22 protein-coding genes are annotated in these 25,858 nt (G+C 70.7%); 7 read left to right on the forward strand and 15 right to left on the reverse strand.

What is annotated here, in order from left to right; genetic code table 11:
- Window positions 1-30 precede the first annotated feature (30 nt).
- The 4 genes from ruvX to ACQPXS_RS11340 are packed head-to-tail and all read right to left on the reverse strand — an operon-like array spanning window position 31 to window position 4,015.
- On the reverse strand, window positions 31-495 hold the full coding sequence (gene ruvX, locus ACQPXS_RS11325) for a Holliday junction resolvase RuvX (RefSeq protein ID WP_356307411.1): 465 nt from the start codon (window positions 493-495) through the stop codon (window positions 31-33).
- Window positions 496-532: 37 nt separating this feature from the next.
- On the reverse strand, window positions 533-3,205 hold the full coding sequence (gene alaS, locus ACQPXS_RS11330; RefSeq protein ID WP_433449126.1) for an alanine--tRNA ligase: 2,673 nt from the start codon (window positions 3,203-3,205) through the stop codon (window positions 533-535).
- On the reverse strand, window positions 3,205-3,564 hold the full coding sequence (locus ACQPXS_RS11335; protein WP_351812391.1) for a hypothetical protein: 360 nt from the start codon (window positions 3,562-3,564) through the stop codon (window positions 3,205-3,207). Before ACQPXS_RS11335 ends, alaS begins: the two co-directional genes overlap by 1 nt.
- A 16-nt stretch (window positions 3,565-3,580) precedes the next feature.
- Window positions 3,581-4,015: a DUF948 domain-containing protein gene (locus ACQPXS_RS11340; protein ID WP_351812388.1), complete on the reverse strand. Its 435-nt coding sequence runs from the start codon at window positions 4,013-4,015 to the stop codon at window positions 3,581-3,583.
- Window positions 4,016-4,167: 152 nt separating this feature from the next.
- On the opposite strand from ACQPXS_RS11340, the gene ACQPXS_RS11345 reads away from it, so the two are divergent.
- The gene (locus ACQPXS_RS11345; protein ID WP_433449127.1) at window positions 4,168-6,357 is read left to right on the forward strand and encodes an ATP-binding protein; all 2,190 of its coding nucleotides are present in this window, start codon (window positions 4,168-4,170) and stop codon (window positions 6,355-6,357) included.
- 130 nt (window positions 6,358-6,487) lie between these two features.
- Here ACQPXS_RS11345 and rpsD read toward each other — a convergent pair whose 3' ends face one another.
- The 3 genes from rpsD to ACQPXS_RS11360 all read right to left on the reverse strand — a co-directional run bounded on the left by rpsD (window position 6,488) and on the right by ACQPXS_RS11360 (window position 9,467).
- Window positions 6,488-7,102: a 30S ribosomal protein S4 gene (gene rpsD, locus ACQPXS_RS11350; RefSeq protein WP_228618885.1), complete on the reverse strand. Its 615-nt coding sequence runs from the start codon at window positions 7,100-7,102 to the stop codon at window positions 6,488-6,490.
- A gap of 305 nt (window positions 7,103-7,407) precedes the next feature.
- The gene (locus ACQPXS_RS11355; RefSeq protein WP_365332287.1) at window positions 7,408-8,763 is read right to left on the reverse strand and encodes a replication-associated recombination protein A; all 1,356 of its coding nucleotides are present in this window, start codon (window positions 8,761-8,763) and stop codon (window positions 7,408-7,410) included.
- A 47-nt stretch (window positions 8,764-8,810) separates the two neighbouring features.
- Window positions 8,811-9,467 carry a vitamin K epoxide reductase family protein gene (locus tag ACQPXS_RS11360; protein ID WP_433449128.1) on the reverse strand — a complete coding sequence of 219 codons (657 nt, stop codon included), beginning with the start codon at window positions 9,465-9,467 and terminating at the stop codon, window positions 8,811-8,813.
- 144 nt (window positions 9,468-9,611) lie between these two features.
- Between ACQPXS_RS11360 and ACQPXS_RS11365 the strand changes: the two genes are divergently transcribed.
- Genes ACQPXS_RS11365 through ACQPXS_RS11380 form a run of 4 tightly spaced genes read left to right on the forward strand, consistent with a single transcriptional unit; the run spans window position 9,612 to window position 13,154 of the window.
- On the forward strand, window positions 9,612-10,478 hold the full coding sequence (locus ACQPXS_RS11365; RefSeq protein ID WP_433449129.1) for an ABC transporter ATP-binding protein: 867 nt from the start codon (window positions 9,612-9,614) through the stop codon (window positions 10,476-10,478).
- Window positions 10,475-11,320: an ABC transporter permease gene (locus tag ACQPXS_RS11370; protein ID WP_433449130.1), complete on the forward strand. Its 846-nt coding sequence runs from the start codon at window positions 10,475-10,477 to the stop codon at window positions 11,318-11,320. Before ACQPXS_RS11365 ends, ACQPXS_RS11370 begins: the two co-directional genes overlap by 4 nt.
- The gene (locus tag ACQPXS_RS11375; RefSeq protein WP_433449131.1) at window positions 11,317-12,531 is read left to right on the forward strand and encodes a sensor histidine kinase; all 1,215 of its coding nucleotides are present in this window, start codon (window positions 11,317-11,319) and stop codon (window positions 12,529-12,531) included. The genes ACQPXS_RS11370 and ACQPXS_RS11375 overlap by 4 nt, the downstream gene beginning before the upstream one ends.
- A complete protein-coding gene (locus ACQPXS_RS11380; protein WP_433449132.1) occupies window positions 12,528-13,154 on the forward strand; it encodes a response regulator in 627 nt (208 codons plus the stop codon). Before ACQPXS_RS11375 ends, ACQPXS_RS11380 begins: the two co-directional genes overlap by 4 nt.
- A 46-nt stretch (window positions 13,155-13,200) precedes the next feature.
- On the opposite strand, the gene hisS is transcribed toward ACQPXS_RS11380, so the two are convergent.
- Window positions 13,201-14,463, reverse strand: a complete 1,263-nt coding sequence (hisS, locus tag ACQPXS_RS11385) for a histidine--tRNA ligase (RefSeq protein WP_356307392.1) — start codon at window positions 14,461-14,463, stop codon at window positions 13,201-13,203.
- A 12-nt stretch (window positions 14,464-14,475) separates the two neighbouring features.
- Complete coding sequence (locus tag ACQPXS_RS11390; protein WP_433449133.1) at window positions 14,476-15,183, reverse strand: MBL fold metallo-hydrolase; 708 nt, start codon at window positions 15,181-15,183, stop codon at window positions 14,476-14,478.
- 180 nt (window positions 15,184-15,363) lie between these two features.
- Between ACQPXS_RS11390 and ACQPXS_RS11395 the strand changes: the two genes are divergently transcribed.
- Both ACQPXS_RS11395 and ACQPXS_RS11400 read left to right on the forward strand, forming a co-directional pair.
- On the forward strand, window positions 15,364-16,194 hold the full coding sequence (locus ACQPXS_RS11395; RefSeq protein ID WP_356307388.1) for a peptidylprolyl isomerase: 831 nt from the start codon (window positions 15,364-15,366) through the stop codon (window positions 16,192-16,194).
- A gap of 154 nt (window positions 16,195-16,348) precedes the next feature.
- On the forward strand, window positions 16,349-17,578 hold the full coding sequence (locus ACQPXS_RS11400) for a DUF349 domain-containing protein (protein WP_433449134.1): 1,230 nt from the start codon (window positions 16,349-16,351) through the stop codon (window positions 17,576-17,578).
- Between the two features lie 73 nt (window positions 17,579-17,651).
- On the opposite strand, the gene ACQPXS_RS11405 is transcribed toward ACQPXS_RS11400, so the two are convergent.
- The 6 genes from ACQPXS_RS11405 to ruvB form a co-directional block, all read right to left on the reverse strand.
- A complete protein-coding gene (locus ACQPXS_RS11405; RefSeq protein WP_351812352.1) occupies window positions 17,652-20,189 on the reverse strand; it encodes a RelA/SpoT family protein in 2,538 nt (845 codons plus the stop codon).
- A gap of 300 nt (window positions 20,190-20,489) precedes the next feature.
- Entirely contained in the window at window positions 20,490-21,029 is a 540-nt protein-coding gene (locus tag ACQPXS_RS11410) for an adenine phosphoribosyltransferase (RefSeq protein WP_433449135.1), read from the reverse strand.
- Window positions 21,026-22,126 (reverse strand): protein translocase subunit SecF, encoded by a 1,101-nt coding sequence (gene secF, locus ACQPXS_RS11415; RefSeq protein ID WP_351812347.1) that lies wholly within the window; start codon window positions 22,124-22,126, stop codon window positions 21,026-21,028. The genes ACQPXS_RS11410 and secF overlap by 4 nt, the downstream gene beginning before the upstream one ends.
- Before the next feature lie 3 nt (window positions 22,127-22,129).
- On the reverse strand, window positions 22,130-23,929 hold the full coding sequence (secD, locus tag ACQPXS_RS11420; protein ID WP_433449136.1) for a protein translocase subunit SecD: 1,800 nt from the start codon (window positions 23,927-23,929) through the stop codon (window positions 22,130-22,132).
- A 141-nt stretch (window positions 23,930-24,070) separates the two neighbouring features.
- Window positions 24,071-24,574 carry a preprotein translocase subunit YajC gene (gene yajC, locus ACQPXS_RS11425; RefSeq protein ID WP_351812344.1) on the reverse strand — a complete coding sequence of 168 codons (504 nt, stop codon included), beginning with the start codon at window positions 24,572-24,574 and terminating at the stop codon, window positions 24,071-24,073.
- Between the two features lie 189 nt (window positions 24,575-24,763).
- The gene (gene ruvB, locus ACQPXS_RS11430; protein ID WP_351812341.1) at window positions 24,764-25,846 is read right to left on the reverse strand and encodes a Holliday junction branch migration DNA helicase RuvB; all 1,083 of its coding nucleotides are present in this window, start codon (window positions 25,844-25,846) and stop codon (window positions 24,764-24,766) included.
- Window positions 25,847-25,858: the final 12 nt, after the last annotated feature.

The raw sequence follows: 25,858 nt of genomic DNA on the forward strand, positions 1-25,858 counted from the left end.
CACATCGCGCGGAACGTTACCGTATCGCGATCAGATGACCACTTCGACGTCCTCGCCGGGTGGTTTACCTGACACTCGTTCGGATTCCAGGGCCTGTTGCAGGATGATGACGGCGGCGGCCTGGTCGATGACCGAGCGTCCCTTCTTCGACTTGACCCCCGAGGCGCGCAGTCCCTGACTGGCCGTCACGGTCGTCATCCGCTCGTCCACCAGGCGCACCGGCACCGGCTTGATGCCCTTGGCCAGCTCCTGCGCGAAGGCGCGGACCTTGACGGCGGCCGGGCCCTCGCCCCCCTTGAGGGAGCGAGGGAGTCCGACGACGACCTCGATCGGCTCGTACTCCTCCACCAGTTGCCTGAGCCGGCGGTGGGCGGCGGGGACGTCCCGGCCGGGGACGGTCTCCACCGGGGTGGCGAGGATCCCGTCCGGGTCGCACGAGGCGACCCCGATCCGGGCGTCCCCGACGTCGATCGCGAGTCGACGTCCTCTGCGCATTTCCGACCGTTTCCTTACTTTGCCGTCGGCTTCGCCGTCACTTGGCGGTGTCGGCGACGAGACGCTCGACGGCGTCGACGGCCTCACCGACGGCGGCCGGGTTCTGACCGCCGCCCTGGGCCACGTCCGGCTTGCCGCCACCGCCGCCGCCGAGGGTCTTGGCGGCGGCGCGCACCAGGTCACCGGCCTTGAGGCCGCGCTCGCGGGCGGCCTCGTTGGTGGCGATGACCGTCAGCGGCTTGCCGTTGTTGACCGTGAAGAGGGCGACCACGGCGGCACGTGCGCCCTGGATCCGGCCGCGCACGTCGAGGACCAGCTTGCGCAGGTCGTCGGGGGTCGTGCCGTCCGGGACCTGGCCGGTGACGACGGCCACGCCGCGGACGTCCTTGGCGGACTCGGCGAGACCGGCGGCGGCCTGCAGGACCTTCTCGGCGCGGAACTTCTCGATCTCCTTCTCGGCGTCCTTCAGCTTGCCGAGCATCGAGGAGACCTTCTCCGGCAGCTCCTCCGGGCGGCCCTTGAGCAGCTCGGTCAGCTGGTTGACGACCGTGTGCTCACGGGCGAGGAAGGTGTAGGCGTCCACGCCGACCAGGGCCTCGATACGACGGACACCCGAGCCGATCGAGGACTCGCCGAGCAGCTTCACCAGGCCCAGCTGGGCGGTGTTGTGCACGTGCGTGCCGCCGCACAGCTCCTTGGAGAAGTCGCCGATGGTCACCACGCGGACCCGCTCGCCGTACTTCTCGCCGAACTCGGCGATGGCGCCCTGCTTCTTGGCCTCGTCGATGCCCATGATCTCGGCGTGCACGTCGAGGTCGCGGGCGAGCACCTCGTTGATCTTCTGCTCGACGTCGGTCATCACGGCCGTCGGCACGGCGGACGGGGAGCCGAAGTCGAAGCGGAAGCGGCCGGGCTGGTTCTCGGAACCGGCCTGGGCGGCCGTCGGGCCGAGGGCGTCGCGCAGCGCCTGGTGGGTCAGGTGCGTGGCCGAGTGGGCGCGGGCGATGGCCTTGCGGCGGCGGTGGTCGATGGAGGCGTGGGCCTTGGCGCCCACGGTGACCTCGCCGACCTGGACGACGCCCTTGTGGACGTACACGCCCGGGACCGGCTTCTGGCAGTCGCGGACCTCGATGACGGCACCCGAGTCGACCTTGATGCGGCCGGTGTCGCCGATCTGGCCGCCGCCCTCGGCGTAGAACGGGGTGCGGTCGAGGACGACCTCGACCTCGTCGCCCTCGGTGGCGGCCGGAGAGGACACGCCGTCCACCAGGATGCCGACGATCGTGGACTCGCCCTCGGTGTCGGTGTAGCCGATGAAGTCGGTCTCGCCGGCGGTGTCGGCGATCTCGCGGTAGGCGCCCATGTCGGCGTGGCCGGTCTTCTTGGCCTGGGCGTCGGCCTTGGCGCGCTCCCGCTGCTCCTTCATCAGGCGGCGGAAGCCCTCCTCGTCCACGGCGAGGCCCTGCTCGGCGGCCATCTCCAGGGTGAGGTCGATCGGGAAGCCCCAGGTGTCGTGGAGCAGGAAGGCCTTATCGCCGGGGAGGACCGTGCCACCGGCCTGCTTGGTCTCGGTGACGGCGGTGTCGAGGATGTTGGTGCCGGCCTTCAGCGTCTTGAGGAAGGCGTTCTCCTCGGCGACGGCGACCTTCTCGATGCGCTCGCGGTCGGTGACCAGCTCGGGGTACTGCTGGCCCATCATCCGGATCACGGTGTCGAGGAGGTCCTTGACGACCGGACCGGTGGCGCCCAGCAGCCGCATGTTGCGGATGGCGCGGCGCATGATGCGGCGCAGGACGTAGCCGCGGCCCTCGTTGCCGGGCGTGACGCCGTCGCCGATGAGCATGGTGGCGGTGCGCATGTGGTCGGTGACCACGCGCAGGGAGACGTCCGAGTGGTGGGCGTCGCCGTAGCGGACGCCGGTCAGCTCCGTGGCCTTGTCGATGACGGCCATGGAGGTGTCGATCTCGTACATGTTCTGCACGCCCTGCAGAATCATGGCGAGGCGCTCCATGCCGAGGCCCGTGTCGATGTTCTTGCTCGGCAGCTCGCCGAGGATCTCGAAGTTGTCCTTGCCGGTGCCCTCGCCGCGCTCGTACTGCATGAAGACGAGGTTCCAGATCTCCACGTACCGCTCGTCGTTGACGGCGGGGCCGCCCTCGACGCCGAACTCGGGGCCGCGGTCGTAGTTGATCTCGGAGCAGGGGCCGCACGGGCCGGGCACGCCCATGGACCAGTAGTTGTCCTTCATGCCCAGGCGCTGGATGCGCTCCTTGGGGACGCCGACGACCTCGTGCCAGATGCGCTCGGCCTCGTCGTCGTCCTTGTAGACGGTGATCCACAGACGCTCGGGGTCGAGGCCGTAACCGCCCTTGTCCTGGGGCGTGGTGAGCAGCTCCCAGGCGAGCTTGATGGCGCCTTCCTTGAAGTAGTCGCCGAAGGAGAAGTTGCCGCACATCTGGAAGAACGTGCCGTGGCGCGTGGTCTTGCCGACCTCTTCGATGTCGGGCGTGCGCACGCACTTCTGCACGCTGGTGGCGCGCGGGAACGGCGGCTTGACCTCACCCAGGAAGTAGGGCTTGAAGGGCACCATGCCGGCGGGGACGAGGAGCAGAGTCGGGTCGTCCGCGATGAGCGACGCCGAAGGGACGACGGTGTGCCCGCGCTCCTCGAAGAAGCTCAGCCAGCGGCGGCGAATCTCGGCCGACTCCATCAGTGGTCCTCATTCCGGTTGTACGAGTACATCGGGGCTTCGATGTACTTCGGTGTGCTGCTGTCGTTCCTGTGCTTGGTCTCGATGGCGGCCTGCCGCCTCGGTGCGGGGAGTTCGGGGTTCTCGTGGATCCCGAGTGCCTCCTCCAGCTCGGACTCCCGCTGGGCCATGTTGTCGCGGACGTCGAGCGCGAAGCCCACCGCGCGGTCCTTCAGGCGCTGACCGGTCTCCAGGGCCTTGTTCGCCGCGGTGGCGGCGAGGCTCTCCGGGGTCAGCTGCTTGAGCTTGCGGTTGACCTTGGTGGTCGCCCACACACCGGCGGCGACACCGGTGGTGAACCAGAACGTACGGCGGAACATCGCTCGGCCTCAGTCCTTACTTCCGCTTGCGTCGTGCGGCAGGGACCGTGCGGCCCACGATCACGGTACGCCGGGGCGTCTTCGCGGGCACGTCCTCCTTGCGGCCGCCGAGCGCCCGCCGGACGCCGTAGCCGAACGCCGCGACCTTGACCAGCGGGCCGCCGAAGGTGGAGGCGACCGTGGTGGACAGCGCGGAGGCGTTCGACGTGACCTCCTGGACGTCGGAGGCGATCGCGTCGACGCGGTCGATCTGGGTCTGCGCGGACCGCACCGCCTGGGAGGCGTCGGCGAGCAGCGGGACGGCCTGGTCGGTCACGTCCGCCACCAGCTTGGTGGTCGCCTTGAGCGTCTGGGCCAGCCTCGCGAGAGCCACCGCGAGGAAGGAGACCAGGATCGCCCAGAAGACGGCCACCAGGATCCCGGCCACCTCTCCACCGGACACTGTGCGCACCCGCTCCCTGAAACGTGCCTCACCATCGAAAAAGTCGTGTCCGAGCCTATCGCGCCGTGGCCAGGGCTCCGTACCGGATTACCGGGCGACGGGGACGGAGTTGCGGGAAGCGATTGTACGCACTGAACACGCTTCAGTACGCTCCGTGTCCCATGCGAGGTCCTCAGCGCCCAGATCCCCTCTCCCCCGGCGATCCGCCCCTGGAGCTGACCACGTTCGTCGGGCGCCGGGCCGAGCTCGCCGGGTTGGCGGACGCGCTCGGCGCGGCGCGGCTGGTGACCGTGACCGGTGCCGGCGGTGTCGGCAAGTCCCGGCTGGCCGCGCGGCTCGCCGCCGGATGGGCCGGCGGGGCCGGGCGGGTGGAGCTGGCGCCGGTGCGCGATGCGCAGTTCGTGGAGTACGCGGTGGCGGAGGCACTGGGTCTGACCGACCACACCGCCCGGCCGCCCCGCCAGACGCTGCTGGAGCATCTCGCCGGCCGTCCGGTCCTGCTGGTGCTGGACGGGTTCGAGCATCTGGTGGAGGCCTGCGCCGAGTTGACGGCGGAGCTGCTGCGGAAACTGCCTCGGCTGCGGGTGCTGGCCGTGGGCCGGCGTCCGCTGGGGCTGGCGGGCGAGCGGCTGTGGCCGCTGGCGCCGCTCGGCGAGGAGGAGGCGGTGGAGCTGTTCACCGACCGGGCCCGGGAGCAGGGCCTGGAGGTGTCCGACGGCCCCGAGGTGCGCGAGCTGTGCCGGCGGCTGGAGGGCATCCCGCTGGCGCTGGAACTGGCGGCCGGGCGGCTGCGGGCGCTGTCCCCGGCGCAGCTGCTGCAGCGGCTGGACGACCGGTTCCGGCTGCTCGCCGCGAGCGGCTGGGAGGGTGCCCCGCGCCCGGTCCCCGGCGGCCCTCCCGCCCGCCACCGGACGCTGCGCACGGCGATCGGCTGGAGCCACGAGCTGTGCAGGCCCGCCGAGCGGCTGTTGTGGGCGCGGCTGTCGGTGTTCGCGCAGACCTTCGATCTGGACGCGGCCGAATACGTGTGCAGCGGGGACGGGTTGCCCGCCGAGGACGTCCTGGACGTGCTGTCGGAGCTGTTGGCCCAGTCGGTCGTGACCCGCGAGGAGAGCCCGGCCGGTCCCCGCTACCGGATGCTGGACACGGTCCGGGCCTACGGCGCCGACTGGCTGGAGCAGATCGGGGACGCGGGCCGGCTGCGCAGGCGGCACCGGGACTGGTACCTGGGCCTGGCGACCTGGTGCGAGCTGGACTGGTTCTCGCCCCGGCAGGGCGAGGTCGCCGCGCGGGTCGAGGCGGAGCTGCCCAATCTGCGGGCGGCGCTGGAGTTCTGCCTGACCGAGCCGGAGGAGGCCCATCTCGGCCAGTACCTCGCGGGGTCGCTGTGGTTCTTCTGGGTCGGCTGCGGGCGGCTCGCGGAGGGCCGCCGCTGGCTGGCGCGCAGCGTGGAGCTGGAGTCGGAGTACGACCAGTCACGGCTGAAGGCGCTGTGGGTGCTCGGCTATGTGGCGATCCTCCAGGGCGACACCGTGCCGGCGTTGGCGGCGCTGCGGGAGTGCCGGGAGCAGGCCGAGCGGGTCGCGGATCCGGCGGCGGTGGCCTACGCCGAGCACCGCACCGGCTGTCTGGCGCTGGTCACCGATGACATGGCCCGTGCAGAAACGCTGCTGCGGTCGGCGCTGGACCGCTATCAGGAGATCGGCGAACTCAACAGCAACGTGCTGATGGGCCAGGTGGAGCTGGCGATGGCGCGCGCCTTCCAGGGGGACCTGCCGGACGCGGTACGGCTGTGCGAGGACGTGCGCCGGGTGTGCGAGGACCACGGGGAGCGCTGGGCCCGCTCGTACGCGCTCTATGTGCTGGCGTACGCGGCCTGGCGGGAAGGCGCCCAGGACACGGCGCGCGAGCTGCTCTCGGACTGTCTGCGCAACGCCCACGCCTTCCACGACCTGCTCGGTTCGGTGCTGTCGATGGAGCTGCTGGCCCTGGTGACGGCGGCCCAGGGCGATCCGGCCGAGGCGGCGCTGCTGCAGGGGGCGGCGGCCCGGATGTGGCCCTCCGTGGGGCTGCCCCTGTTCGGCTCGGCGTACTACAACGCACCGCACGAGCAGTGCGAGGCGATCGCGCGACAGGCACTGGGGGACGCCCGGTACGAGGAGTGTGTGGCAGAAGGGGCCCGGCTGGACCGCGCGGCGGCGGTGGACCGGGCGCTGGGCCGGGGCCCGGTAGCGCCGCTGGACGGGCTGCCGACTCCACGGGGACCGGTGCTTCGGGGCGGCGGAGGCGCGAGCCGCCCTGCGACCACCGAGCGCGCCGCCGACGCCACGCGGGGCTCACGCGCCCCGTAGGGCGCCCGGGCCGTCCGACCCACTCCGACCTGCGCCGTGACGAGGCCGGGAAACGCGAACCCGCCGCCTCGCCCGCCCGGCAGGACCGGGCGGGGAGACGGCGGGCCGAAGTATTACGCCGTGGCTGGGGTCAGCGGGCGTAGTACTCGACGACGAGCTGCTCGTCGCAGATGACCGGAACTTCCTTGCGGTTCGGCTCGCGGTCCAGGCGGAACGCCAGGGCCTTGAGGTTCACCTGCAGGTAGCGCGGGGTCTCACCCTCGGGGGCGAAGCCACCCTCGCGGGCGATCTGGAAGAGCGTCTTGTCCTTGGAGCGGTCGCGGACCTGCACGACGTCGTCCGGACGGACACGGAAGGACGGCTTGTCGACCTTCTGGCCGTTGACCTGGATGTGGCCGTGGACGACCATCTGACGGGCCTGGTAGATGGTGCGGGCGATGCCCGAACGCAGGACCAGGGCGTCGAGACGGCGCTCGAGCTCCACGATCAGGGCCTCACCGGTCTTGCCCTGGACCTTGGACGCGCGCTCGTACGCGCGGACCAGCTGGCGCTCGGAGATGTCGTACTGCGCGCGCAGACGCTGCTTCTCCAGCAGACGGACCTTGTAGTCCGAGTTCTGCTTGCGGCCACGGCCGTGCTCACCCGGCGGGTAGGGGCGGGCCTCGAAGTACTTGACGGCCTTCGGGGTCAGCGCGATGCCGAGGGCACGCGACTTCTTGACCTTGGGGCGGGACTGATTCGCCACTGTCTCAATCTCTTTCGTAGATTTCGGCTCGTCAGGGTTAGGGAGGTCGCATCCGCAGCCGGGAAAACCCGCCGGGTCCTTGCCGGACCTGCCGGGCAGCCGCTTCCCTGGTCTGGGCACATACGTGCAGCACGCGAGTGGCCCACCGACCGTCCCGGGAATCCGGGTGGTGGTGGGCTGCCCGCGACACCGTTCGACGGTGCGCGACGCTCCTGGAACGTCACGGCCTCGCGGCCGTGGGTTCCGGCTGGGTGTCCCGCTCTGACTGCACAGGACTCAGCGCTTCGGGCAAGTCTACAGGGCGCTCACGACCGCCTGCGACCAAGGTGCTTCCGGGTCCACTCCACCGCGTCCGCGTACCGCGCCTCGGCGCCGTGCCGCCCCGGGGTGTAGTACTCGCGGTCCTTGAGGGCGTCCGGCGCGTACTGCTGCTGGGCGATGCCCTCGGGCAGGTCGTGCGGGTACACATAGCCCTGGGCGTGACCCAGCTTGGCGGCGCCCTTGTAGTGCCCGTCGCGCAGGTGCGGCGGGACCGGGCCGGCCAGGCCCTTGCGGACGTCCTCCATGGCGGCGCCGATGGCGGTGGTCGCCGAGTTGGACTTGGGGGCGAGCGCGAGCGCGATGGTGGCGTGGCTGAGGGTGAGGGCGGCCTCGGGGAAGCCGATCATGGCGACGGCCTGGGCCGCGGCGACGGCGATGGGCAGGGCGTTCGGGTCGGCCAGGCCGATGTCCTCGCTGGCGGAGATCATCAGGCGGCGGGCGATGAAGCGGGGGTCCTCGCCGGCCTCGATCATGCGGGCCAGGTAGTGCAGGGCGGCGTCGACGTCGGAGCCGCGGATGGACTTGATGAGGGCGCTGGCGACGTCGTAGTGCTGGTCGCCGTCGCGGTCGTACTTCACCGCCGCCCGGTCGACCGTCTGCTCCAGCGTCTCCAGGCCGATCTCGCCCTCGCCCTGGTCCAGGGCGGCTCCGGCGGCGGCCTCCAGGGCGGTCAGGGCCCGGCGGGCGTCGCCGCCGGCGATGCGCACCAGGTGCTCCTCGGTGTCCTCGGGGAGGCCGACGGAGTCCTTCAGGCCGCGCTCGTCGGTCAGGGCGCGCCTCAGCAGGCCGCGGATGTCGTCGTCGGTGAGCGGTTCGAGCGTCAGCAGGAGCGAACGGGACAGCAGGGGCGAGATCACCGAGAAGTACGGGTTCTCCGTGGTCGCCGCGATCAGGGTCACCCAGCGGTTCTCGACCGCCGGGAGCAGGGAGTCCTGCTGGGCCTTGCTGAAGCGGTGGATCTCGTCCAGGAAGAGGACGGTCTCCTTGCCGAAGCCGCCGGTGGCGCGCCGGGCGCCGTCGATGACCGCGCGGACCTCCTTGACGCCCGCGGTGATCGCGGACAGCTCCACGAACCGCTTGTTCGTCGCCTTGGAGACGACGTACGCCAGGGTGGTCTTGCCGGTGCCGGGCGGGCCCCAGAGGATCACCGAGGACGGCCCGGCCGGGCCGCCGGAGCCCTCGCCGACCAGTCGGCGCAGCGGGGAGCCGGGCTTCAGCAGATGCTGCTGGCCCACGACCTCGTCGAGGCTGCGCGGGCGCATCCGCACCGCCAGGGGGCTGGCTGCCGGGTCCTTCTCCTGGCGTTCTTCTGCTGCGGCGGTGAAGAGGTCGGGTTCCACGTCCGAAACCCTAAATCACCGCACTGACAATGCGGCCGGGCCCGGGGTCAGGCCCAGAGCTGGCTGCCCCAGCGGGTCAGGATCAGCATGGCGATGATGCCGCAGTGCGTGAGGGGTACCACCCAGGTGAACTCGCCGAAGAAGGACTTCAGCCAGCGCGGGGCCGGCAGGAAGTCGTTGCGGACGTTGAACGAGGTCACGTACCAGAACATGGTGATCGTGGCGACCCAGGCCAGCGAGCACCACAGGCACAGCGCGTTGATCCGGTACAGGGACTGGAACTGCAGCCAGGTGACGAAGCAGACGCCGAAGAGCGTGCCGAAGTTGAAGGTCAGCCAGTACCAGCGCGGGAAGCGGGCGCGGGCCAGCAGGCTCATGCCGACGCAGATCACGATGCCGTAGCAGACCAGGCCGAGCATGGGGTTCGGGAAGCCGAAGACGGCCGCCTGCTTGCTCTCCATGACGCTGCCGCAGGAGACGACCGGGTTCACGCTGCAGCCGGGCGTGAAGGTCTTGCCCGCGACCTTGGCCTCGAGGATCTTGAACTTGTCGATCGTGATGACCCAGGCGGCCAGCAGTCCGGCCGCCCCGGTGATCACGAGCAGGAGGGCGAAGGCACGGCTGCCGCCCACCGCGCGCGAGGCGTCGGCGGCAGGCTCGGGACCCGACTCCGTGGAGACGTCGTTGACTGTCGTCTTGCTCATCACGCCGATTCCGTCACTGAGAGTTGGACCATCTTCGGGCACGGTTCATTGTGCCGCACGCACGTGTGTGTCCACCGTTCGATGGACATAAGGAGGTACGCACGGTGGTCACGGATCGTTCGGTTCCGGCCGATGCTCGGGGGCATGACAACACACGCGAACGAACTCGCGGTGGACGTCCGGGGGCTGCGCAAGCGGTACGGGGACGTGACCGCGGTGGACGGGCTCGACCTCGGCATCCGGCGCGGTGAGGTGTTCGGCCTGCTCGGGCCCAACGGCGCCGGCAAGAGCACCACGGTGGAGATCCTCCAGGGCAACCGGGAACGGGACGGTGGCGAGGTGTCCGTCCTCGGCGCGGACCCGGCGACGGGCACGCGCGCGTGGAGGTCCCGTGTCGGAATCGTCTGGCAGGACGAATCCGCGCCCGCGGAGTTGACGGTCCGCGAGACGGTGGGGCACTTCGCCCGCTACTACCCGCGCCCGCGCCACCCCGAGGAGGTCATCCGCCTGGTCGGCCTGGAGGCGAAGGCGAACAGCCGGATCAAGGCCCTCTCCGGCGGCCAGCGACGCCGCCTCGACGTGGCGCTCGGAGTGATCGGCGACCCCGAGCTGCTGCTCCTGGACGAGCCGACCACCGGCTTCGACCCGGCCGCCCGGCGGCAGTTCTGGGACCTGATCCGGCTGCTCGCCGACGAGGGCACGACGATCCTGCTCACCACGCACTACCTGGAGGAGGCCGAGGCCCTCGCGGACCGGCTCGCCGTGGTCGCCAGGGGCCGGGTGGTCGCCGTGGGCCGGCCCGGTGAGCTGCGCGAGCGGTACGGCAGCGAAGCCACCGTCACGTGGACGGAACGCGACGGCTCCCCGCGCACGGAACTCACCGGCACACCGACGAGGACGATCACGCGGCTGCTGGACCGCTTCGACGGCGAGATACCGGGACTGACCGTGACCCGCCCCACCCTGGAGGACGTCTACCTCCGGCTGACCGGCCAGGAGGCCGCCCGATGACCACGACCGCCGTGCGGGCCACCGCCCGCGGGTCCGCCGGAGCCGTCCCCGGCCCCTGGACGCTCGGGCTGCTGCGGGGCGCCCTGGAGATCAAGCAGTTCTTCCGGCTGCGGGACCAGGTGGTGTTCACCTTCTCCTTCCCGGTGGTGTTCCTGTTCCTGTTCGCGTCGATCTTCCGCGACCACGTCGGGCACACCGGCGTCACCGCCTCCCAGCTGTATGTTCCCGCGATGATGGCCTCCGGGATCATGTCGACGAGCTTCCAGTCGCTCGGCATCTCCATCGCCGTGGAACGGGACGAGAAGGTGCTGCGGCGGCTGCGGGGCACGCCGATGCCGCCCGCGGCCTACTTCCTGGGCAAGATCTGGCTGGTGCTGTTCACCGGTGCCCTGGAGACCGCGATCCTGCTGGCCGTCGGCACGGTGTGCTACGGCGTCCGCCTGCCGTCCGACCCGGGCCGCTGGTTCCACTTCGCCTGGATCTTCGCGCTGGGCCTGACCGCGTGCGCGCTGCTCGGCATCGCCGTCAGCTCGGTGCCGAAGTCGGCGAAGAGCGCCGGCTCCGTCGTCGTACTCCCCTTCCTGGTCCTGCAGTTCGTCTCCGGCGTCTACATCGCCGTCGACACCATCCCCGGCTGGATGCTCGACTTCGGCGCCCTCTTCCCGCTGAAGTGGATGTGCCAGGGGCTGCGGGGTGTGTTCCTGCCGGACTCGGCGAAGGTCCTGGAGCAGGCGCACGCCTGGGAGTTCGGGCGGATCGCGCTGGTGCTGGCCGCCTGGTGCGTCGGAGGATTGGTGCTGTGCTTGCTGACCTTCCGGTGGAAGAACCGGCGCGACGGGTGAGGGGTGACAGGGCTCGCGGAGTCCACGCCTGGGACCGTTCGATCCTGCTCTGGGACGTGTACTTCGCGGTGGCCTGGCTGGCCACGCAGACCATGCTGCTGGGCGCGGAGCATCCGGTGTGGTCGGGCCGGGCCGTCGCGGCCGGGCTTCTGGTGCCGCTGGTGCCCTGGTACGCGGTCGTGGGGCGCCGGCTCCTCGGCGAGGACCCGCCGGACGAGCGCCGCTCCCGGTACTACCTGGCCGGCGCGCTGGCCCTGTTCCTGCCGTCCGCGGTGCTGGCCGGCGAGACCCGGATCCTGGCCTTCGCCCTGATCCCCCAGTGCTTCATGACCCTGCGCATGCGCGACGCGCTGATCGCGGTGACCGCGACCAACGTGGTCCCTGTCGCGGGCTGGGCCCTGCTGTGGCGGCCGGGCGACGAGGATCTGCTGGTCAACACGCTGTCCGCCCTGGTGACCCTGGTGTTCTCGGCGGTCGTCGGAGGCTGGATCATCCGGATCATCGAGCAGAGCCTGGAACGGGCCGAGCTGATCGCCGAGTTGGACGCCAGTCGGCACGAGATCTCCCGGCTGTCGGCCGCGCACGGCGCCCTCGCCGAACGCGAGCGGCTGGCCCGGGAGATCCACGACACCCTCGCCCAGGGCTTCACCAGCCTGCTGATGCTGGTCCAGGCCGTGGACGCCGAACTCGACACGGACCCCGCGCAGGCCCGCCGCCACCTGGCCCTGATGGACGAGACGGCCCGCCGGAACCTCGCCGAGGCCCGTGCCCTGGTCGCCGGCGGCGCCCCCGCCGACCTGGCGGGAGCCTCGCTGCCGGACGCGCTGGACCGCCTGGCCGCGCGGCACGAGGCGACGCTGGAGGTGACCGGCCCGGTGCGCGTACTGCCCGCGGGCGTGGAGGTGGTGGCCCTGCGCGCCTGCCAGGAGGCCCTGACCAACTCCCGCAAGCACGCCGGGAGTTCAGCCAGGGCCGAGGTCCGGCTCGACTACGCCGGCGAGACGCTGACCGTGTCCGTCCGCGACGACGGCCGCGGTTTCGACCCGGCCGCCGTGTCGAGGGGATACGGTCTGGCGGGGCTGCGCGCCCGCGCCGCCGAGGTGGGCGGCACGGCGTCGGTGCGCAGCGCACCCGGCGGCGGTACGACGGTGACCGTACGCCTGCCCGTCCCCGCCGCCGTGGCCGCCGCCGTGAGGAGTCCGACCCCGTGATCCGGATCGTCCTGGCCGACGACCACCCCGTCGTACGGGAGGGACTGCGCGCCATGCTGAGCGCCGAGCCGGACCTCGAGGTGGTCGGCGACGCGGCGAGCGGGCCGCAGGCGGAGGCGCTGGCGGCCGAACTGCGGCCCGACGTCGTGCTGATGGACCTGCGGATGCCCGGCGGCGGAGGCGTGGACTCGATCGTGCGGATGACCGCGGCCGGGCTGCCGTCCCGGGTGATCGTGCTGACGACCTACGAGACGGACCGGGACATCCTGCGCGCCGTGGAGGCGGGCGCCGCGGGCTATCTGCTCAAGGACCTGCCCCGGCGGCAACTGGCGGACGCGGTACGGGCCGCAGCCCGCGGCGAGACCGTGCTGGCCCCCTCGGTGGCGGCCCGCCTGGTCGACCGGCTGCGCACCAGGCCGGAACGCCCGCGGCTGTCCGACCGTGAGACGGCGGTCCTCCGCCTGGTGGCCGACGGCTGCACCAACGCCGAGATCGGGCGCCGGTTGTTCATCGGCGAGTCGACCGTGAAGACCCATCTGCTGCGGATCTTCGGGAAGCTGGGCGTGGACGACCGCACGGCGGCGGTGACGAGCGCGATGCGCCACGGCCTGCTGGAAGAGTGAGAGGGCGCCGGGGGTGCCCGGCGCCCTCCTGCCGTCGTCGCGCGGCTCAGCCGAGCCGGGCCTCCAGTTCCGCCACGATCTCGTTGACACCGATCGCCGTCTGCTCGCCGGAGTCCATGTCCTTGAGCTGGACGACGCCCTCGGCGAGGTCGCGTTCGCCGGCCACGAGCGTGTAGCGGGCGCCGCTGCGGTTGGCGTTCTTCATGGCACCCTTCAGGCCCTTGCCGCCGTACGCGAAGTCCGCCGAGATGCCGACCTTGCGCAGCTCGGTGACCTTCGCGAACAGCAGCCGGCGGGCCTCCTCGCCGAGCGGGACGGCGTACACCGACGTCGTGGACGGGAGGTCCAGCTCCACGCCCTCCGCCTCCAGGGCGAGGACCGTGCGGTCGACACCGAGAGCCCAGCCGACCGACGGCAGCGCGGGGCCGCCGATCATCTCGGACAGTCCGTCGTAGCGGCCGCCGCCGCCCACCGCGGACTGCGAGCCGAGGCCGTCGTGCACGAACTCGAAGGTGGTGCGGGTGTAGTAGTCCAGGCCGCGCACCAGCTTCGGGTCGTCCTCGAAGGAGACGCCCGCGGCGGTGATCAGCTCACGGACCTCCTCGTGGTACGCCTTGCAGGCGTCGCACAGGTAGTCGCGCAGCAGCGGGGCGCCGGTCAGCTGCTTCTGTACCGACTCGCGCTTGTCGTCGAGCACCCGGAGCGGGTTGATGTCCACACGGCGGCGGGTGTCCTCGTCCAGGTCCAGGCCGCGCAGGAAGTCCTGCAGCGCGGCCCGGTACACCGGGCGGCACTCCTTGTCGCCCAGGCTGTTCAGCAGGATCCGGAAGTCGCGCAGGCCCAGCGAGCGGTACGCCTGGTCCGCGAGGATGATCAGCTCCGCGTCCAGCGCCGGATCCTCCGCGCCGATCGCCTCGGCGCCGACCTGGGAGAAGTGCCGGTAGCGGCCCTTCTGCGGGCGCTCGTAGCGGTACTGCGAACCCGAGTACCAGACCTTCACCGGGAGGTTGCCCGTCTTGTACAGGTTGGCCTCGAGGACCGCGCGCAGCACGGGTGCGGTCGTCTCCGGGCGCAGGGCCAGCCTGTCGCCGCCCTTCGTCTCGAAGACGTACATCTCCTTCGTCACGATGTCGGTGGACTCACCGACGCCGCGCGCGAACAGCTCCACGTTCTCGAAACCGGGCGTCTCGATGTAGCCGTAGCCGGAGCTCCGCAGCGGCGCGGCGATCGCCTCGCGCACGGCGAGGAACTTGGCGCTGTCCGGCGGGATCAGGTCGTACGTGCCCTTGGGGGCCTTGAAAGTGCTCACGGAAGTCTCTCGTCACATTCCTCGTCGGGGAGCCGGGGAGGCTCCCTGGCCGGCCGCCAACTGCCGCAGATAGGGGTTGGTGGCGCGCTCCTGGCCGATGGTCGTCTGGGGGCCGTGGCCGGACAGCACCACGGTGGAGTCGTCGAGCGGCAGGCACACGCGGGCCAGCGACTCGAGCATCTCCTCCATGGATCCGCCCGGCAGGTCGGTGCGTCCGATGGAGCCGGCGAACAGCAGATCCCCGGAGAAGAACACCGACGGGATGTCGGCGGTCTCGGGCATCCGGAAGGTCACCGACCCCTTGGTATGGCCCGGCGCGTGCGCGACGGAGAACTCCAGACCGGCCAGTTCGAGGGTGGTGCCGTTCGCGAGCTCGCGGACGTCGTCCGGCTCCCCCACGGTCAGCTCGCCCATCAGGGGCATTCCGATGGACCGGCCGAGCGACTTCTCGGGGTCGCTCATCATGTACCGGTCCTCGGGGTGGATCCAGGCCGGCACGTCGTGCGCCCCGCAGACCGGGACGACCGAGGCCACGTGATCGATGTGCCCGTGGGTGAGGACGACGGCGACGGGCTTGAGCCGATGCTTCTGCAGTGCTTCCTCGACGCCTTCGGCGGCCTGGTGGCCGGGGTCGATGATCACGCACTCCTCACCGGCGGCGGGGGCGACGAGATAACAGTTCGTCCCCCAGGCCCCGGCGGGGAACCCGGCAATGAGCACGATCGTCCTTCGTTGTGTCGATACGGGTGACCACAAGCTGTGGTCCAGAGCCTACCGGCGCTGCCGTTTCCTCAGCCAACCCATATACGGTACGGGGCTACACACAGCGGTCGGCTCACGAGCATGCACGCGTACCGGTCGGCACACGACACGCATCGACACCCATGAGGAGAGAACCCGGTGGTCAGCCAGGAGCAGCGGCGGCGTCAGCTCGCCCGGGAGAAGTTCTTGCGGCAGCAGCAGCGGCGTACCCAGGCGCGCCGCAAGGCCAATGTGCGCAACTCCGTGATCGCGTCCGTACTGGGCGTGATCGTGATCGGGAGTGTCACGCTCTACACGACCGGGGTGCTGAAGGGCGACGACAAGAAGGCCAACGCCGCCGCGGACGTCACGCCCAGCGCCACGCCGACCAGCAAGGCCCCGGACCCGTGCGGCAAGCCGGCGGCCGGCTCGGTCGAGAAGATGAGCTGGAAGAAGGAGCCGGCGATGACGATCGACACGTCGGCGAAGTACTCGATGAAGCTCGCCACGACGTGCGGTGACATCGACGTCGCGCTGAAGACGGCGGCGGCCCCGCACACGGTGAACTCGTTCAACTTCCTGGCGGGCAAGGGCTACTTCGACCACACCAAGTGCCACCGCCTGACCACGACGGGCATCTACGTGCTCCAGTGCGGCGACCCGCAGGGCACCGGCATGGGCGGGCCGGGCTACACGCTTCCGGACGAGAACCTGAAGGACAAGAGCCTGAAGAGCAACACGTACCCGGCCGGCACGGTGGCGATGGCCAACACCGGTCAGAAGCACACCGGCGGCAGCCAGTTCTTCCTGGTCTACAAGGACAGCCCGTTGCCGCCCAGCTACACACCGTTCGGCACGGTGTCGGAAGCGGGCATGAAGGTGCTGCAGAAGATCGCCGCCGCGGGCGCCCAGGCGGCCGATCCGACCTCCGGCAACACCGCTCCCAACGCGACCGTGGTGATCAACAAGGCGACGGTGACGAAGTCCTGACGCCGTCCGAAGACCAAGACGGCCAACTGCGGAATTTCGGTCGCGCTGGATGCGGACAGGCAACCCGCTGGTCGCCTATGTTGGCCGTGACGAAACTGTGGACGATGCCCGGGGGTGCTGAGGCCCCCCGCAGGCATCATGTGGAGGAGGCGCTGTGAGCAGCGACCCGTGGGGCCGCGTCGACGAGACGGGGACCGTGTACGTGCGTACGGCCGACGGCGAGAAGGTCGTCGGCTCCTGGGCGGCCGGCTCCCCTGACGAGGCGCTGGCCTACTTCGAGCGCAAGTACGAGGGCCTGGTTGTCGAGATCGGCCTCCTCGAGAAGCGAGTACAGACCACCGACCTGTCGGCGAAGGACGCCCAGACCGCGATCGCCCACCTGCGCGAGCAGGTGGACGCCCACCACGCGGTCGGCGACCTGGACGCGCTGCGGAAGCGGCTGGACAAGCTGGTGGCGACCGTCGAGGCCCGCCGTGAGGAGCGCAAGCAGCAGCGGGCCAAGCAGTCCGACGAGGCCCGCAAGGCCAAGGAGGACCTGGTCACCGAGGCGGAGCAGCTGGCGCAGTCCGACCAGTGGCGGGCCGCCGGGGAGCGGCTGCGGGCGCTGGTGGACACCTGGAAGGGGCTGCCGCGTCTGGACCGCAAGTCCGACGACGAGCTGTGGCACCGCTTCTCGCACGCCCGGTCGGCGTTCTCCAAGCGGCGCAAGGCGCACTTCGCGCAGCTGGACGCGCAGCGCGAGGAGGCCCGCCGGACCAAGGAGCGGCTGGTCGCGGAGGCCGAGGCGCTGTCGGGTTCGACGGACTGGGGTCCGACGGCGGCCCGTTACCGCGAGCTGATGGCGGAGTGGAAGGCCGCGGGCCGCGCCCAGCGCGAGCACGAGGACGACCTGTGGAACCGCTTCCGGGGCGCCCAGGACGTGTTCTTCGCCGCCCGCAGCTCGGTGTTCGCCGAGCGGGACGCGGAGCAGGCGGAGAACCTGAAGCTGAAGGAGGAGCTGGCCGAGGAGGCCGAGAAGCTCCTGCCGATCGGCGACCTGAAGTCCGCGCGGGCCGCCTTCCGCTCGATCAACGAGCGCTGGGAGGCCATCGGCCATGTCCCGCGGGACGCGCGGCCGAAGGTCGAGGGCCGGATGCACGCGGTCGAGCGGGCGATCCAGGACGCCGAGGAGGCCGAGTGGCGCCGGACGAACCCGGAGGCACGCGCGCGTGCCGAGGGTCTGACCGGTCAGCTGCAGGCCGCCGTCGACAAGCTGAGGGTGCAGATCGACCAGGCGCGCGCCCAGGGCAACAACTCCAAGGCCGACAAGCTGGAGCGCGAGCTGGAGGGCCGCCAGGCGCTCCTGGACCAGGCTCTGAAGGGCCTGCAGGAGTTCGGCGGCTGATCCCCCCGTTGCACATGGGAAAGGCCCCGTACGGCGCGTACGGGGCCTTTCCCATGCTGCGTGGGACCGGGGCCTACGACCGGGTGCGTCCCGAGGTCACGCGGTACACGTCGTACACGCCCTCCACGCCCCGTACGGCCTTCAGGACGTGGCCGAGGTGCTTGGGGTCGCCCATCTCGAAGGTGAACCGGGAGGTGGCCACCCGGTCGCGGGAGGTCTGGACGGCCGCCGAGAGGATGTTGACGTGCTGGTCGGACAGGACGCGGGTGACGTCCGACAGCAGGCGGGAGCGGTCCAGCGCCTCGACCTGGATGGCGACCAGGAAGACCGAGGACTGGGTGGGCGCCCACTCGACGTCGAGGATGCGCTCGGGCTCGCGGGAGAGCGACTCGACGTTGACGCAGTCGCTGCGGTGAACCGATACGCCGCTGCCCCGCGTGACGAACCCGATGATCGGGTCGCCGGGGACGGGCGTGCAGCAGCGGGCCAGCTTGACCCACACGTCGTCGACGCCCTTCACCACGACGCCCGGGTCGGCGCTGGAGCGGCGCTTGCGGCCACGGCTGCGGGACGGCGGTACCGCCTCGTCGATCTCCTCGGTGGCGGCCTCCTCGCCGCCGAGGGCCTGCACGAGCTTCTGCACGATGTGCTGTGCGGAGACATGGCCCTCGCCGATCGCGGCGTACAGAGCGGAGATGTCCGAGTAGCGCATCTCGTGCGCGAGCGTGACGAGGGAGTCGCCGGTGAGGATCCGCTGGATCGGCAGGTTCTGCTTGCGCATCGCCCGTACGATCGCGTCCTTGCCCTGCTCGATCGCCTCGTCCCGGCGCTCCTTGGAGAACCAGGCCCGGATCTTGTTGCGCGCCCGGGGCGACTTGACGAAGCCGAGCCAGTCGCGGGACGGTCCGGCGCCGGGCGCCTTGGAGGTGAAGACCTCCACCAAGTCGCCGTTGTCCAGGGTCGATTCGAGTGGTACGAGCCTGCCGTTGACCCGCGCCCCTATGGTGCGGTGGCCGACCTCGGTGTGGACGGCGTACGCGAAGTCGACGGGCGTGGCACCTGCGGGCAGCGCGATGACATCGCCCTTGGGGGTGAAGACGAAGACCTCGTTGCGGGACAGGTCGAAGCGCAGGGACTCCAGGAACTCGCCCGGGTCCTCGGTCTCCTTCTGCCAGTCCAGCAGCTGCCGCAGCCACGCCATGTCGTTGATGGCGTCCTTGTCCTTGCCGGAGGCCTTGGGCACGTCCGTACGCACCTTGGAGGCGCCGGCGACGGCCTCCTGCTTGTACTTCCAGTGCGCGGCGATGCCGTACTCGGCGCGGCGGTGCATGTCGAAGGTGCGGATCTGCAGCTCGACCGGCTTGCCGTTGGGCCCGATGACCGTCGTGTGCAGCGACTGGTACATGTTGAACTTGGGCATCGCGATGTAGTCCTTGAACCGGCCGGGGACCGGGTTCCATCGAGCGTGCACGGTGCCGAGGGCGGCGTAACAGTCGCGGACCGTGTCGACGAGTACACGAATGCCCACCAGGTCGTAGATCTCGGCGAAGTCGCGACCCCGCACGATCATCTTCTGGTAGACGCTGTAGTAGTGCTTCGGGCGGCCGGTGACGGTCGCCTTGATGCGGGCGGCGCGCAGGTCGGCCTGGACCTCGTCGGTCACTATGGCGAGGTACTCGTCCCGCTTGGGCGCGCGCTCGGCGACGAGCCGGACGATCTCGTCGTACATCTTGGGGTAGAGAATCGCGAACGCGAGGTCCTCCAGCTCCCACTTGATGGTGTTCATGCCCAGCCGGTGGGCGAGCGGCGCGTAGATCTCCAGCGTCTCCCGCGCCTTCTTCTCCTGCTTCTCGCGCTTCAGGTAGCGCATGGTGCGCATGTTGTGCAGGCGGTCGGCGAGCTTGATGACCAGGACGCGCGGGTCCTTGGCCATCGCCACGACCATCTTGCGCACGGTCTCGGCCTGCGCGGCCTCGCCGAACTTGACCTTGTCCAGCTTGGTGACGCCGTCGACGAGCAGCGCGACGGTGTCGCCGAAGTCGCGGCGCAGCTGGTCCAGGCCGTACTCGGTGTCCTCGACGGTGTCGTGCAGCAGTCCCGCCATGAGCGTGGCGGGGTCCATGCCCAGCTCCGCGAGGATGGTGGTCACGGCGAGCGGATGCGTGATGTACGGGTCGCCGCTCTTGCGCTTCTGCCCGCGGTGCCAGCGCTCGGCGACCTGGTAGGCACGCTCGATCTGCCGCAGAGTCGAGTTCTCGATCTTCGGATCATTGCTGCGCACTATCCGCAGCAGCGGTTCGAGAACCGGGTTGTAGGGGTTCGCGCGCTGCACACCGAGGCGGGCCAGACGGGCGCGGACCCGGTTGGAGGAGCCGGTGCGGCCGGGCTGGACGACGGGCGGGCGCACCACGGGCGGCTGGGCCGGACGCTCGGGCGGGGCCGGCTTGGGACGCGAGGCCTCGGCAGCCTTCTCGACGGGCGCGGACTGGGCGTGCTCGATCGGCCCGCGGGTGTCGTTCTTCGCGTTGGACACGTTCGGCGCGGGCTTCGCCGCGGCGGCCGAGGCGGACTCGGGCTTTGCGGCGGTCAGGTGCTGGGCCTCGTCTGGCAAGAGGGCTCCTCGTGCGCGATCCGGGTCCCCCGGTCAGGCTCCGGAGACCCCATGGTAGCGATCCTGCGGCTGGTCATCGCCTTCAGACGGAAGTGAGGACCGTCCACCTGTTCAACGCGGGGGGCTTCGGCCGGATTCCGGGAGGTGGATTCCGGGTGATTCGGGGGCGTGCGGGAGGTGTCATGGGGGTGGCCTCGGCCGCAGGTGGTTCCGGCCTTCGGCGGCCGGCACCCCCGCGGTCCGAGGGGGAAACACAAAGCGGCCTACGGCGAAGCCGAGGCCGCTTGTGCGACAACCCGCTCAGACCTGGAGCAGCGCCTCCAGCGGCGCCCCGTCCAGCGCCGGCTCCAGCCGGGCACGGCCGCCCAGGAAGCCCAGCTCCATCAGCACCGCGAGGCCGGAGACATCCGCGCCGGCGCGCTGGATCAGCTGGATCGCGGCCTCCGCCGTGCCGCCCGTGGCGAGGACGTCGTCCACGATCAGCACCCGGTCGCCGGAGGCCAGGTCCTCGGCGTGGACCTCGATCTCGGCCGAGCCGTACTCCAAGTCGTAGGCCTGGCGCAGCGTCGCTCCGGGCAGCTTGCCCGCCTTGCGGACCGGGATGAAGCCGAGGCCCGCGCGGACGGCGACCGGGGCGCCCAGGATGAAGCCCCGGGCCTCCAGACCGACGATCTTGGTCGCGCCGGTGTTCGTGGCGATCTCGGCCAGCGTGTCCGTCAGCGCCGTGAACGCGGCCGGGTCCGCCAGGAGCGGGGTGATGTCCTTGAACATCACGCCCGGCTCGGGGTGGTCGGCGACGTCACGGATGCGGCTGAGCAGCAACTCCTTGATGTCGGTCATCGGCGCTTCCCGGAGGGTCGGCCGCGGCCCCGGCCACGGGACGCGGGCTGGTTGCGGGGGCCCACGACGGCGGGGGCTGCATCGGAGTCGTCGTCGGCGCGGTCCGCGGCGAGGTCCTCCTCGGCGGCGGCCTGGGCACGCTTGGCCAGGACCCGCTTGGTGAGGGCCTTCATCGCCGGCTCGCGCTCCTTGAGGTCGGCGACGAGCGGCGTGGCGATGAAGATCGACGAGTAGGCACCGGCCGCGAGGCCGACGAACAGCGACAGCGAGATGTCGTTCAGCGTGCCGGCGCCGAGGAAGCCACCGCCGATGAACAGCAGGCCCGCGACCGGCAGCAGGGCGACGACCGTGGTGTTGATGGAACGGACCAGGGTGCCGTTGATCGACCGGTTGGCGATGTCGCTGTACGTCCAGCGGGTCTGCCTGGTGATGTCCTTCGTCTGCTCCTTGAGGCTGTCGAAGACGACGACCGTGTCGTAGAGCGAGTAACCGAGGATCGTCAGCAGACCGATGACCGTACCGGGCGTGACCTCGAAACCGACGAGGGCGTAGATACCGGTCGTGATCGTGATGTCGTGGATCAGCGCGACCAGGGCCGCGACGGCCATGCGCCACTCGAAGGCGATGGCCAGGTAGATCACCACGAGCACCATGAAGATCGCCAGGCCCTCCCAGGCCTTGTTGGCGATCTGCTCGCCCCAGCTCGGTCCGACCAGGTCGGCGGCGAGCTTCTCGGGGTTGAGGTTCAGGTCCTTGGCCAGCTCCTGCTTGATCTGGTCGGACTTGTCGGTGTCGATGCCGGCGATCTGGATGCGCAGGCTGCCGTTGCCGAGCTTCTGCACGATCGCCTCGTGGCCGGAGGCGTCCTTGGCGTAGGTCTCCGCCTGGGCCACCGAGGTGCTCATGTGGGTCGGCGTGGTGAAGACCGCGCCGCCCTGGAACTCGATGCCCATGTTCAGGCCGCGCACCGCCAGGCCGACGATGGCCGTGATGGTGATCAGGATGGAGACGCCGTACCAGATCTTGCGCTTGCCGACGAAGTCGTACGCGATCTCGCCGCGGTGCAGTCGAGCGCCGAGGTTACCGAGTTTCGACATCGCTCAGGCCTCCTTCGGGTCGACAGAGCCGGTGGCGGGACCGGCGGGACGGCGGGTGCGGCGCAGCGGCGGCTTGGCACCCAGGCTCTTCGGGTCGAGACCGGACCACTTGTGGCCGTTCGCGAAGAACTTGCGGCGGGCGAGGAGGGTCATCAGCGGCTTGGTGAACAGGAAGACGACGACGACGTCGAGCAGGGTGGTCAGGCCGAGCGTGAACGCGAAGCCCTGGACCTTGCCGACGGTCACGATGAACAGGACGGCCGCGGCGAGGAACGACACGAAGTCGGAGACCAGGATGGTGCGCCGGGCGCGCGGCCAGGCCCGCTCGACGGCAGGGCGCAGCGAGCGACCCTCGCGGATCTCGTCCCGGATGCGTTCGAAGTACACGATGAACGAGTCCGCGGTGATACCGATGGCGACGATGGCACCACAGACGGCCGGCAGGTTCAGCGCGAAGCCGATGGCCGGGCCGAGCAGCGACATGATCACGTAGGTGAGGATCGCGGACACCAGCAGCGAGGCCATGGCGACGACCGACAGGCCCCGGTAGTAGGCGACCAGGTAGATCACGACCAGGGCGAGGCCGATCGCGCCTGCGAGCAGACCGGCGTGCAGCTGCTCACCGCCGAGCGCGGCGGTGACGGTGGTGACGGACTGCTCCTGGAAGGACAGCGGCAGGGCGCCGTACGACAGCATGTTGGCGAGGCTCTGCGCGTCCTGCTGCGTGAAGCTGCCGGAGATCTCCGCCTGACCGCCGGTGATGGCCCCCTGCACGAACGGGCTGGAGACGACCTCGCCGTCCAGGACGATGCCGAACTCGTTCTGCGGGGACTGGTTCTTCGCCAGCTGGCCCGTGATGTCGGCGAACTTCTTGGCGCCGCTGCTGCTGAAGGTCATCTGGACCTGCCAGCCGGAGGCGCCCTGGGTGTCGAAGACGGCCTGCGCCTTCTTCACCTCGGTGCCGTCGACGGCGGCCGGGCCGAGCACGTACTTGTACCAGACCTTGTGGATCTGGCCGCAGGCCACCGTGGGCTCACTGGGCTTGGAGGCGCCTCCCACCTTGGCCCGCTCGGCGGGCTTGGAGCAGTCCAGGGCGGCGTACTGGGCCTGGAGCTTGGCGGCGGCCGTGCCGGCGCTGGAGGAGGCCGAGGGGGTCGCCGACGGGGTCGACGACGGCTTGGTGCTGCCGGAGGCGGACGGGCTCGGCGTGGGGGTGGAGCCGGCCTTCAGCGCGTCGGTGACGGGGCGGCCCTGGGAGGTCGCGGAGGCCGTGGGGGACGCGGTGGAGGACGAGGACGCCTTCTCGCTGGAGGAGGAAGAGGCGGAGGGGCTCGTGCTCGGCTGGGGCGAGGAGCTGCCGCTGGGGGTCGCGCTCGGCGACGGGCTCTGCGCGGCGCCACCGCTGGGCTCGCTGGCCAGGACCGGGCGGAAGTACAGCTTGGCGGTGGTGCCGACCTGCTGCTGGGCCTCCTTGGAATTGGTGCCCTTGGGGATGTTGACGATGATGTTGTCGGTCCCCTGGGTCTGCACCTCCGCCTCGGAGACGCCGAGGCCGTTGACACGGCGGTTCATGATGTCGACCGCGGTGTCCATGTTGGCCTTGTTGACCGCGGACCCCTGGTCGGCCTTCGCCTTGAGCGTGATGCTCGTGCCACCGGCGAGGTCGATGCCGAGACGCGGAGTCTTGTTCCCGGACAGGAACATGCCTCCGGTGAGCGCCACGATGGCGATCAGGATGAGGGCCAGCGAGCGCCCTGGCTTGCTCTGGGCGCTCGCGCTCCGGCCCCTCTTAGGTGCTGCCACCTTCTCGTACTCCCTCTCGGGCCGCCCCACGCGGTCGGCGCGGTCGGCCATGACATGGTGTCGGGCTGTTCCGTACGGGAAACAGACGCCCGGTGGTGCGCGGGGCGCGATCATTCCGCGCAGCGCACCACCGGGGCGTGACTACTTCGCGTCGGTGTCGCCGTCGGTCTTCTTCGGCTCGTCCTCCGCCTTGGCCTCGGCGGCCACGGCCGTGTCGGTGCCGTCCTCGTCGGCGTCCTTCTTACCGAGGTCGACGGCCTTGTCGTCGGAGGCGGCGGCAGCGGGCGAGTCGGACTCGTCGGTCTCGGTGAGGGAGGAGGCGTCGTCCGGGACGATGTCGGCGTCGGACTTCAGGTCGTGCTCGATGCCGTGGACGATGCGGTTGTACTCGTCGTCGGTGAGAACGGCGCCGATCGCGTTCTTGGCGAAGAGGAGCTCGACGCCCGGGCCGGCGTCGAGGAGGACGGTGTCCTCGTTGACCTCCTTGACCGTCGCGTACATTCCCCCGATCGTGCGGACACCGGAGCCGGGCTGCATCTCGTTCCGCATGGTGGCGGCCTGCTGCTGCTTCTTCTTGGCCGAGCGCGTCATCAGGAACATGGCCGCGATGAGCACGATGAAGGGGAGAAGGGTAAAGGCATTCACGGGACGGGGTTTCCTTCGCGCGACCGCGACGGAGAGCGGCCTGTTGATGGGGGTGTGGGTCGGCGCCGCCCACAAAGGCGGCATCGGCGGAGTCTAAGCGAGTCCGCGTGCATGGAACAACGCTCAGCATGGCACCTGAGTTCCTGACCGGGCCAATGTGCTCGCCGCCACGAGGACATCATCGCGCCGTCAGGTACCGAACAAGTCCTGTTGTCCGTTTCCGCCGGTCGCTCCCCCGCTCGCCGAGCTGGGCGGGGTCAGACCGAGGTGCGCCCAGGCGGCCGGGGTGCCGACCCGGCCGCGCGGGGTGCGGGCGAGCAGTCCCTCCCGGACCAGGAAGGGTTCGGCGACCTCCTCGACGGTCTCCCGCTCCTCCCCCACCGCGACGGCGAGCGTGGATAGGCCGACCGGGCCGCCGCCGAAGAGCTTCAGCAGGGCCTCCAGGACGGCGCGGTCGAGCCGGTCGAGGCCGCGCGCGTCGACCTCGTAGACGGCGAGGGCGGCCGCGGCGATCTCACGGGTGATCACACCGTCCGCCTTGACCTGCGCGTAGTCGCGGACGCGGCGCAGCAGGCGGTTGGCGATGCGGGGGGTGCCGCGGGAGCGGCCGGCGATCTCGGCGGCGCCGTCCGGCTGGATCTCGACGTCCAGCAGGTTCGCCGAGCGGTGCACGACACGCTCCAGCTCGTGGGGCTCGTAGAACTCCATGTGCGCGGTGAAGCCGAAGCGGTCGCGCAGCGGGGGCGGCAGCAGGCCCGCGCGGGTGGTGGCGCCGACCAGGGTGAACGGGGGCAGGTCGAGCGGGATCGCGGTGGCGCCGGGGCCCTTGCCGACGATGACGTCGACGCGGAAGTCCTCCATCGCCATGTACAGCATCTCCTCGGCGGGCCGGGACATGCGGTGGATCTCGTCCAGGAAGAGGACCTCGCCCTCCTGGAGGGAGGAGAGGATCGCGGCGAGGTCGCCGGCGTGCTGGATGGCGGGGCCGGAGGTGATGCGGATGGGGGCGCCCATCTCGGCGGCGATGATCATCGACAGCGTGGTCTTGCCGAGGCCGGGCGCGCCGGACAGCAGCACATGGTCGGCGGTGGCGCCACGCGCGCGTGCGGCCCGCAGGACGAGGTCGAGCTGTTCGCGGACCTTCTCCTGGCCGATGAACTCGCCGAGGTCCTTGGGGCGCAGCGCGGCCTCGACGGCCTGGTCCTCCCGGTCGGCGGACGCACCGACGAGCCGCTCGGGGGCGGGGGTGTCGGTGGTGTCGTCCCAGTTCATATACGTGTGCCT

It is taken from the genome of Streptomyces sp. CA-142005 (assembly GCF_050942335.1).
GTDB lineage: Bacteria > Actinomycetota > Actinomycetes > Streptomycetales > Streptomycetaceae > Streptomyces.